The following is a 7,852-nucleotide window of genomic DNA, read 5'->3' as shown; positions in this document are numbered from 1 at the left end:
TTTGCCCGTGACGGAGTGAGAGTCTCGGCCCTCCATGCATGGGGGGCCGTTCTCGTTTGTTAATGGTCCGACCGCGCAACCTTGTACGGATGGACCCGTAAGTGAAGGAGGCGGAGACATGCGTCGTGTCGTCGTGACCGGACTGGGCATGGTAACCCCGCTGGGCGGCAGCGTTGCTACCACCTGGTCTAACCTGCTGGCGTCCAAGTCGGGTGCCGGCCCGATCACCATCTTCGATCCCGAGGGCTACGCCTGCCGCATCGCCTGTGAAGTGAAGCGTGGCGATGGCACCGGCATGACTTTCGATGCCGGCAAGCGGGTGGACCACAAGATTCAGCGTCAGGTCGATCCGTTCATCGTGTTCGGCATCGATGCCGCCGGCCAGGCGCTTGAAGACGCCGGTCTCACCGAACTGGACGAAGCCACCAGCCTGCGCGCCGGTACGCTGATCGGTTCGGGCATCGGCGGTCTGCCGGGCATCGAGAAGGAATCGGTCAACCTGCACAAGAACGGCCCGCGCCGTGTGTCGCCGCACTTCGTGCACGGCCGCCTGATCAACCTGGTCTCCGGTCAGGTTTCGATCAAGTACGGCCTGCGCGGCCCGAACCACGCCGTTGTGACCGCCTGCTCCACCGGTGCGCACGCCATTGGCGATGCGGCCCGCATCATTCAGTGGGACGACGCGGACATCATGGTTGCCGGCGGCGCTGAATCGGCCATCTGCCCGCTGGGCATCGCCGGTTTTGCTCAGGCCCGCGCACTCTCGACCGCCTACAACGACGAGCCGGAAAAGGCATCGCGTCCGTATGACGTGGGCCGCGACGGCTTCGTGATGGGCGAAGGCGCAGGCTGCGTGGTGCTGGAAGAGTACGAGCACGCCAAGCGTCGCGGCGCGAAGATCTACGCCGAAATCGTGGGCTACGGCCTGACGGGCGACGCCTACCACGTCACGGCTCCGGCCGAGGACGGCTCGGGCGGCTACCGCTCGATGGAAATGGCGCTGAAGCGCGCAGGCATGACGCCGGGCGACATTGATTACATCAACGCGCACGGCACCTCGACGCCGCTGGGCGACGAGATCGAGCTGGGCGCGGTGCGCCGCCTGTTCGGCAACGAGATCGCCAACATCTCCATGTCGTCCACCAAGTCGGCCATCGGCCACCTGCTGGGCGCTGCGGGCGCGGTGGAAGCGATCTTCTCGATCCTGGCCATGCAGGACCAGATCGTGCCGCCGACACTCAACCTCGACAATCCGTCCGAGGGGTGCCTGGGCGTGGACCTGGTTCCGCACGTGGCCAAGGAGCGCAAGGTGCGCGCCGTGCTGTCCAACAGCTTCGGCTTCGGCGGCACCAACGCATCGGTGATCTTCAAGGCGGTTTGATCCGCCTGAAACATCGTGAGATGACAAGCGGGGTCAGTACCGGGTACTGGCCCCGTTTCGTTTGTGGTAAAGGTAAGTCATGGCGCTCACTCGCACGCACAAGTGGATCATCGCCGGGGTGGCCGGTCTGGTGCTGGCCATCGGCCTGGCCGGGGCCGGCTGGTTCGGCTGGCAGGCGTATCGCTGGGAAGCACCGGGGCCGTCGCTCAATGATACGGTGGTGTTCATCGAGGAAGGCTCCTCGCTGACCAAGGCCGCCCGCACGCTCGAGGACGCAGGCGTGATTGAGGACCGGCGCGCGTTCCTGCGGCTGGTGCGCTGGTTCGGCTCGGACAAACCCATCCAGGCGGGCGAATACGCCATGCCGCATGGTGTGAGCCCGGCCGAGGCGCTGCGGCTCCTGCAGGAAGGCGTCGTGCTGCTGCGGCAGGTGACGGTGGTTGAGGGCATGAGCGCCGTGCAGGTGTTCGAGCGCCTGAAGAGCGAGCCGATGCTGGAGGGCGAGGTGGCCGTGCCCGACGAGGGCTCGGTGCTGCCGGAGACCTACAGCTTCGTACGCGGCGAGAGCCGACAGGCGGTGCTGAACCGCATGCAGGCCGCCATGCGCAAGACGCTGAACGAGCTGTGGGAAGCGCGAGACGAGGGCCTGCCGTTCCAGAACCCGCTGGAGGCGGTGATCCTGGCCTCCATCGTGGAGAAGGAAACCTCCATCAAGCGCGAAATGCCCGAGGTGGCAGGTGTTTACATCAACCGGCTGAGAGCGGGCATGCGCCTGCAGGCCGACCCGACGGTGATCTACCCAGTGACGCAGGGCAAGCCGTTGGGGCGGCGCATCCGCCTCTCCGAACTGCGGGCCGAGAACGCCTACAACACCTATGTCATCGTCGGCTTGCCCGCCGGGCCGATCGCCAACCCCAGCCGTCAGGCGCTGGAGGCGGTGTTGAAACCGGCCAAGACCAAGAACCTCTACTTCGTGGCGGACGGGTCCGGCGGCCACAGGTTCGCCGAAACCTACGAGGAGCACGCCCGTAACGTGAAGCAGTGGCGGCGCTTCCGGGTGGAGAACGGGATCTAGGGGCCTGTTTTGCAAGGTCAGGTTAAGGGGATCTATGACCCCCTTAACGATCCCCTTTCGTTTGAACGGGACGCACCCGGTCGCTCCTTCGGCGCGCAACTACGGCCGATGACAGGTGCGGTCCTTTGAATCGAACAGGAGGTGCGGGAGGGACAAGTCCTTCCTGCGATATGGACGACACCAAGCCGTCAGAAGGCCGTCAGGACATGAAGAAGCGATCCGTCACCATTGCCGGGCACAGGACCAGCCTCAGCCTCGAGGAGGAGTTCTGGGAGCTGCTGCAGGCCGCTGCGAACGAGGAGGGAATACCTCTGGCGCAGCTGGTGGCGCGGATTGACGAGGAGCGCACCACCAACCTGTCCAGCGCCATTCGGGTGTGGCTGCTCAGGCGCCTGCTGGCGCGGCTGGAGGACGGCGGCGGAAGCGCCCCTGAAGCGTGACGGCGACCAACCCGGCCATGGTAATCAGCATGCCGGCGATCATGCGGGTGGTGAGGGTGTCTCCCATGAAGATCACGCCCGCCGCGACCGTGTAGGGCAGGGTCAGGAGCAGGTAGGGCGTCACCTTGTCCACCGGGTGGCGGCTCAGAAGCAGGAACATCAGGCCATTGCCGCCCGCGCCGGAGAACAGTGCGGAGAACAGGCTAAGGCCGATGAGCGGAAGCAGCCAGCCAACGGCGACATCGACCGCACCGGGCTCGGCGAAGTGGCTGACCAGCAGCATGGGCGGGGCGGCCAGCAAGGCAGACCACGCCTGAAGCGGCAGGGCGCGCACACCGCCCAGCTTGCGCGCCAGCACGGCGGAGAGGCCCCACACCACTGCGGCGCAGCTGACGAGTGTAACGCCCAGCGGGCTGGACAGGATGTTCGGCGATGCGCCCAGCACCAGAATGCCCAGCACGGACAGGCCAAGGCCGAACCAGCCGGCAAGCGTCGGCCGCTCCCCGACGAGCGGGATCGCGAGCAGGGTGGCGATGGGCACCCACATGAAGAAGAACACGATCACGTCAGAGATCTGCCCGGCGGCGGCAAAGCCGGTGTACAGGAAGAAGAAGTAGATCGGCCCGGTCAGCGCTCCGAGCAGCAGCAGCTTGGGCAGCTCCTCCCGGGTGCAGCGCAGGAACGGTAGCAGGCACAGCGCCTGCAGGGCAAAGCGGAACCCGCCCGCGAACAGGGGCGGCACCACGTCGGTGATGTGTTTCATGAAAATGTTGTTGCTGCCCCACAGCACGACGATCAGCAGCGCCAGTCCAAGGTCGGGCAGAGGCAGGCTGAGGCTGTTGCGGTTCATGGACATAACTCATGGAGCAGGAGGAAGGGAACGGGCGTGCATGCGCCCGGGAGAGGGCAACGGCAAGCCCTTTGTGCGGCGCGCTCTACGGAGCGACTGCAGGGGGCTTCCGGTTGCAGCCGGTTGCGTTCAGGACAAGGAAAGGGCCGCAATCCTGTTCAGGATGCGGCCCCTCCGATAACACGGTGCACTGCGGCGGTCAGGACCGGCTGACGCGCGTGGTGTGGCCCATCTTGCGGCCCGGGCGGGCTTCGCCCTTGCCATAGAGGTGCACGTGCAGCTCGGGATCGGCCAGCAGCTCGAGCCACTGGTCCGCGTCCGCGCCGATCAGGTTGCGCATCTCGACCCGACCCAGCGGATCGGTTGCGCCGAGCGGCAGGCCGCAGACGGCGCGCACGTGGTTCTCGAACTGGGAGGTCACCGCGCCTTCGGTCGTCCAGTGGCCGGAGTTATGAACGCGCGGGGCCATTTCGTTGAACAGCACCTCGTCACCCACAACGAACAGCTCGACCGCCAGCACGCCGACGTAATCGAGGGCGGAGGCGATCTTCTCGGCCGCGGCGACCGCGTTGGCGGCCAGCTTCTCGCTGAACGGCGCGGGCACACTGGAGACGTCGAGGATGCCGTCCTTGTGGACGTTGTGGACCGGTCCATAGTGGACCATGCGGCCGTCCTGACCCCGGGCGACGATGACGGAGACCTCGCCATCGAACGGGACCATGGCTTCCAGAATGGCCGGATTGCGGCCGATGGCATCCCATGCGCCTGTGGCGTCCTCCGGCGACTTCAGCCGGGCCTGACCCTTGCCGTCATACCCGAAGCGGCGGGTCTTGAGGATGGCGGGCGTGCCGATCTCCGCAACGGCCGCTTGCAGCTCTTCCAGCGAGGAGACGGCCCGGAAAGCGGGGACACCGCCGCCGAGATCACGCACGAAGCTCTTTTCAATGATGCGGTCCTGCGCGACTTCCAACGCCTTGGCGTTTGGCAGCACGGGCACATACCGGGCCAGCAGCGCAGCGGTGGCGGCGGGCACATTCTCGAACTCGTAGGTGACGACATCAACGCTCTGCGCGAAGGCGGTGAGCGCGGCTTCGTCCTCGAACTCCGCGTTGGTGGTCTGGGCCGCCACGTGGGATGCGGGACCATCCAGCTCGGGGCAGAAGATATGGCAGCGGTAGCCCAGGTTGGCGGCTGCAAGCGCGATCATGCGCCCAAGCTGGCCGCCGCCGAGGATGCCGATGGCGGAACCGGGGGCAAGCGGGGTCATTGCGGCTGCTCGGCAACCCCGTTGGTCTGCGCCTCGCGCCATGCGGTGAGGCGGGCATCCAGCTCGGGGTCGTTGAGGGCAACGATGCTCGCGGCCATGAGCGCGGCATTGATGGCGCCGGCCTTGCCGATCGCCAGCGTGCCGACGGGAACGCCGCCCGGCATCTGAACGATGGAGAGCAGGCTGTCCATGCCCTTCAGAGCAGCCGATTCGACGGGAACGCCCAGTACCGGCAGGGTGGTCATGCTTGCAGCCATGCCCGGCAGGTGGGCGGCGCCGCCCGCACCGGCGATCACGACCTTCAGGCCGCGTTCCTTGGCGGTTTTGGCATAGGTAAACAGCCGGTCCGGCGTGCGGTGGGCGGAGACGATGCGCACCTCAAAGGGGACGCCCAGTGCTTCCAGCACCTTGGCTCCATGTTCCATCGTGGCCCAGTCAGACTGGCTGCCCATGATCATACCGACAAGCGGCGAAGACGCGTTCATGGTTACTTCCGAACTCAGCGGATTGGAAAGCGGGCACTATAGCGACGAGTGCGCCTGAGGCAATCTTTCCTGAGGAATTTGCGGTTTTAATGAATGAATGTTTCAGGAACTTTCCGATCCTGCGGGATCCGGCCGACTTCGAAAGAACCTGGGCGGGACCGCAGAGCCCGATCAGCCTATGCCGACGCGTTCGGCTGGACTTGTCCATTCCTGCAAGTTTCAGGAAGTTTGCCTTTGATTTTTGTAGTTTCCTACTTTTTTTAAAATCTTAGCGTAAAAGGAATGGTTAACATCTTGGCAATAGCAATGTTTTAGGGTTTTGTATCACCGATTCGTAAACCCAGGGCACCCGAGCCACGGTCATGAAAATCCTTAATAGCGGGCCTACTACAGGGGCAGGCGGCCTGCGATCCGTTGCGCGCGCCTCAAGCAGCAAACCGGTCAGCGGCATCAGTGCCGCGGTCCAGTTGGCCCCTGTGGATACGATTGACGCCGTCGCGCGCGTCGCCACCGCCATTCCGCCGGAGGAGTTGACCGAGAAGGTTCGGGAGACCATCCGGGCGCTGATTGGCGAGGTAGACAGCCTGCGCCGCGAGGTGGAGCAGAAGAACGCCCGCATCCTGGAGCTGGAGCGGCTGGCGGATACGGACCCCATGCTGCCGGTGGCGAATCGGCGCGCGTTCGTGCGCGAGCTGGAGCGGGCGATGAGCTACACGGAGCGCTACAACGTTCCGGCCTCCCTGCTGTTCTTCGACATGGACGGGCTGAAGCAGATCAACGACAACCACGGGCACACGGTTGGCGACATGGCGCTGCTGCACATGGCCGAAGTGCTGTCTCGCAATGTACGCGCCTCTGATCTGATCGCCCGGCTGGGTGGCGATGAACTGGCGATCATTCTGACCCATGCGGACGAGACCCATGCTCGCGTCAAGGCCGAGATGCTGGCGGCCTGCCTGCAGGACGCACCGCTGATGCTGGACGGGGAGGCGCTGCACATCAGCGCGTCGGTTGGCGTCTACACGTTCAAGCCGGGCGAGACGCCCGAGGAGCTGCTGCGCAAGGCAGATGCTGCCATGTACCGCCAGAAGGTGGGCAGCAGGCTGTAAGGGCTGTTTGCCGGCCCTGGCGGCGCACGGCGCCCTGCAGGGCTCGGCTTCTGCTGCAGAGATATGAGGATACGAAAAAGGCCGCCCGATTGGGCGGCCTTTTCCGTGTGTCTGGCTTGAGATCAGCGCCTTAGTGCAGGCGACGATCCAGATCGACGATGGACTCGTCGACGATCTGCTTGCGCTTATCGTCGGAGAGCTTCTCGGCGATCAGCTGCTGGGCAGCCGCCGAACCAGCGCGAACCGCTGCTTCACGGATCTCCGCGATGGCCGTGCGCTCGGCAACGGCGATCTTGGTTTCCGCAGCCTGGCGGCGACGCTCGGTCAGAGCCTCGACGTCCTGGCGGGCAGTGGCCAGCATGTTTTCCGCTTCGGCCTTGGCCGCGGCGAAGATTTCGCTGGCGTTGCGCTCGGCTTCGACCAGCTTGGCTTCGTATTCGGCCTTGAGGCTTTCCGCTTCAGCACGCAGCTTTGCAGCCTGATCCAGCTGGGCCTTGATTCCGTTGGTGTAGGAATCGAGGGCCTTCGCGATCATGCCCGGCACCTTCAGGTAGATGATGATGCCGATAAAGATCAGGGTGGTGACAGCAACCCAGCCCGTGGAATCCAGCCCGAGGAAGGTCGGGTGAGCGTCGTGGGCTTCGCCCGCAACGTCATGGATCGCTTCCGTTACCGGTGCGGTCGCATCGGAGACGGCGGCGACGCCGTCCACGGCTGCGCTGAGGAGGTAGAGTGCAGTGGACATTCGTTCCTCCTTATGCCTTCACCGAAGCGACGGCCTTCACCGCCTCTTCCGCGCCGACAGAAACGCCGGTCAGCTTCTCGACGATCGATGCAGCGGCGTCCGCTGCAACGGCGTCGATCTGGCTCAGGCTCTGGGCCCGGGCCTCTTGAAGCCGGGTTTCGGCGGCCGAGAGGCGGGTGGTCAGCTCGACGTCAAGAGCAGCCAGCTTTGCCGAGGTTTCGGCAGAGATGGCGTCCTTGGCAGCCAGGAGGACCTGCTGCGATTCAGCACGGGCCTTGGCCAGAGCTTCGTCGCTGGTCGCCCCGGCAGCTGCGGCCGCTTCACGGGCTGCTTCCGCCGAAGCGAGCTCAGCCGTGATGTGCGCCTCGCGGCTGTCGATGACTTGCGCCACCTTCGGCAAGGAGGACCGTACCACCACAAAGTACAGCACCCCAAACACCAGCAGAAGCCAGAGAATTTGCGATGCGAAGGTGGAAATATCTAATTGAGGCATGGCGGTC

At 65.0% G+C, this 7,852-nt stretch carries 9 protein-coding genes; 4 read left to right on the top strand and 5 right to left on the bottom strand.

Going from position 1 to position 7,852, the window contains the following annotated elements; genetic code table 11:
* Nucleotides 1-118 precede the first annotated feature (118 nt).
* The 3 genes from fabF to VIG90_RS07950 all read left to right on the top strand — a co-directional run bounded on the left by fabF (nucleotide 119) and on the right by VIG90_RS07950 (nucleotide 2,896).
* Nucleotides 119-1,381, top strand: coding sequence for a beta-ketoacyl-ACP synthase II (gene fabF / locus VIG90_RS07960; protein WP_331592957.1), 1,263 nt, complete (start codon nucleotides 119-121; stop codon nucleotides 1,379-1,381).
* Between the two features lie 79 nt (nucleotides 1,382-1,460).
* Nucleotides 1,461-2,456: an endolytic transglycosylase MltG gene (mltG, locus tag VIG90_RS07955; protein WP_331592956.1), complete on the top strand. Its 996-nt coding sequence runs from the start codon at nucleotides 1,461-1,463 to the stop codon at nucleotides 2,454-2,456.
* A 206-nt stretch (nucleotides 2,457-2,662) separates the two neighbouring features.
* Complete coding sequence (locus VIG90_RS07950) at nucleotides 2,663-2,896, top strand: ribbon-helix-helix domain-containing protein (protein ID WP_331592955.1); 234 nt, start codon at nucleotides 2,663-2,665, stop codon at nucleotides 2,894-2,896.
* On the opposite strand, the gene VIG90_RS07945 is transcribed toward VIG90_RS07950, so the two are convergent.
* The 3 genes from VIG90_RS07945 to purE form a co-directional block, all read right to left on the bottom strand.
* Complete coding sequence (locus tag VIG90_RS07945; RefSeq protein ID WP_331592954.1) at nucleotides 2,841-3,746, bottom strand: DMT family transporter; 906 nt, start codon at nucleotides 3,744-3,746, stop codon at nucleotides 2,841-2,843. The two genes, VIG90_RS07950 and VIG90_RS07945, sit on opposite strands and share 56 nt — an antisense overlap.
* 199 nt (nucleotides 3,747-3,945) lie before the next feature.
* A complete protein-coding gene (locus VIG90_RS07940) occupies nucleotides 3,946-5,013 on the bottom strand; it encodes a 5-(carboxyamino)imidazole ribonucleotide synthase (protein ID WP_331592953.1) in 1,068 nt (355 codons plus the stop codon).
* Entirely contained in the window at nucleotides 5,010-5,498 is a 489-nt protein-coding gene (gene purE / locus VIG90_RS07935) for a 5-(carboxyamino)imidazole ribonucleotide mutase (protein ID WP_331592952.1), read from the bottom strand. Before purE ends, VIG90_RS07940 begins: the two co-directional genes overlap by 4 nt.
* Nucleotides 5,499-5,974: 476 nt before the next feature.
* On the opposite strand from purE, the gene VIG90_RS07930 reads away from it, so the two are divergent.
* Nucleotides 5,975-6,607, top strand: coding sequence for a GGDEF domain-containing protein (locus VIG90_RS07930; protein WP_331592951.1), 633 nt, complete (start codon nucleotides 5,975-5,977; stop codon nucleotides 6,605-6,607).
* A gap of 130 nt (nucleotides 6,608-6,737) precedes the next feature.
* Here the strand turns inward: VIG90_RS07930 and VIG90_RS07925 are convergent, their stop codons facing one another.
* Nucleotides 6,738-7,352: a F0F1 ATP synthase subunit B gene (locus VIG90_RS07925; protein ID WP_331592950.1), complete on the bottom strand. Its 615-nt coding sequence runs from the start codon at nucleotides 7,350-7,352 to the stop codon at nucleotides 6,738-6,740.
* Between the two features lie 10 nt (nucleotides 7,353-7,362).
* A partial coding sequence (locus VIG90_RS07920) for an ATPase (RefSeq protein ID WP_331592949.1) occupies nucleotides 7,363-7,852 on the bottom strand: 490 nt, incomplete at its 5' end.

It is taken from the genome of Pedomonas sp. (assembly GCF_036515995.1).
Classification (GTDB): domain Bacteria; phylum Pseudomonadota; class Alphaproteobacteria; order Sphingomonadales; family Sphingomonadaceae; genus Pedomonas.
The sequence above is the reverse complement of the archived record's forward strand: the minus strand, read 5'-3'. Positions and strand labels throughout refer to the sequence as shown.